This is a genomic window from Corynebacterium sp. MSK204 (assembly GCF_030229885.1).
Lineage (GTDB): Bacteria > Actinomycetota > Actinomycetes > Mycobacteriales > Mycobacteriaceae > Corynebacterium.
This window is the reverse complement of the sequence record NZ_JASPGQ010000042.1, coordinates 1-1,693: the sequence shown is the minus strand read 5'-3', so window position 1 is coordinate 1,693 and position 1,693 is coordinate 1. Positions and strand designations below refer to the sequence as shown.

Sequence of the window (1,693 nt, the reverse complement as noted above, 5' to 3'; positions counted from 1 at the left end):
GGCCAGACTTGGAAGCACTGTAAGGTGTGAAGGCTACTGGTACTAATTGACCAAGACAAACACACCACAACAACCCCAAACCCAGTGTTAGGGATGATTGTTGGGCGGACTTGTGAAGCGAGTAAACAAACAAATGAACACATTCTTGTGTGTCGCGTCCACTATGCAGTATCTGACACAACACCACACACGAAGTGGTGGGTAGTGTTCTGATAGGTTTGTCGGTGGTTCATAGCTACAGGGAAACGCCCGGTCCCATTCCGAACCCGGAAGCTAAGCCTGTACACGCTAATGGTACTGCAACCGGGAGGTTGTGGGAGAGTAAGTCACCGCCGACACCAAACAACAAACAACAAAATAGTGTTTATACGATAGTCCCCGAAAGACCATCACCCTGATTCGTTGGGGTGGTTGGTGTTTCGGGGATTAGTCGTTGTTTCACCCCCGCTCATGGTTGCGATAGGTACTCTGTCGAGCTGGGGGAATGCGTGGCAGGGGTTGTGGTTTTACCCCCCGGGTGTCGTGTGTGGTGGGTAGTGTGATGCCGTGTTAGACGAAAACACATTCGACACGTTTGAGGGTGTAGTACACCCTGGGGGCATGATCACGATGACCACAATACCGACACCACCACCGACCACGACAGGGCACGAACCAGTAGACGCCTGGTCGACTGACCACCAGGCTGATACTGATCGTATACCTGGCAATGTCAGAGCCGGCGAGCCACTGGACTACGACACCAACACTGACGCTGATACCGGCACTGATGCTGAGGCTGAGGCAGGGGTGCCGGTGGTCTTTTATGCCACCAACACACCCGGTAATCCTATTGCTGCAGCTGGAGCACATGCCCGGAAGAACTCCTGGGTGTTCTACCAGTCACTCCTTCCCGACCTCGACGATGATGACGTGGATGTGACACTGACCAGCCTGGCTAAAGACCTAGGCCTCAGCTACAGCACCCTGTCGGGAATTATTCGCGCACATTTCCGCATGCAAGAACTACCCCTCGTCGCAGCGACCAACATGGAGCAATGGATCCTGGATACACCACGCCTGCGGGTCATCGATAGGGAAATAGAACGCGTAGGCGACAACCACGACCACATAGGCCTAATCGATGCCGCCCTAGCAGACTTTTTGACACCGACAGCACCGTGCCAGCATGTACCTTCTGTGGCGGATATCCGCCGGTTTATCCGCGACTTCATCGACACCCACAGTCTCACAGACGATGACACCGACGAGGTCGAGCCTGCCCTCAACGTATCGGTACACAATAATCGCGCCACGATGAGTTTGACGTGTGATAAAGCTACTGCTGCTATCATCGCCCGCCACATTGATGCCCAAGCAGAGCACAATCAGTGCGGTGCTGGTGAGGCGCTTATCCAACTCATCTTGGATAACACGCATACTAAAGTCGCGATCAATACCTCCACCACCACCAACACCACCGACACAGATGACGCCGCCGAGGCCGGTACAGGTGCTGGTGATACGAAAGTGTATTTCCCAGGCTACGGCTGGTCCCGCATCACCAACCTAGAAAACATCGACACCTTCACCCGACAACTCACACCACAAGAAACCGAAAACTACCAGCCCACCAGCCACATCCGCGCCTACACACAAGGAAGAGACCTCACCTGCCGCTGGCCCGGATGCACCACCCCAGCACACACATGCC

Annotated in this window: 1 protein-coding gene and 1 rRNA gene; both read left to right on the top strand. The window is 54.6% G+C overall.

Annotated features, from left to right (window positions below):
* Positions 1–220: 220 nt before the first annotated feature.
* Positions 221–338 (top strand): 5S ribosomal RNA (gene rrf / locus QP908_RS11690).
* 271 nt (positions 339–609) lie between these two features.
* Positions 610–1,693: HNH endonuclease (locus QP908_RS11685; protein ID WP_284772357.1), on the top strand; the 1,084-nt coding region annotated here is incomplete at its 3' end.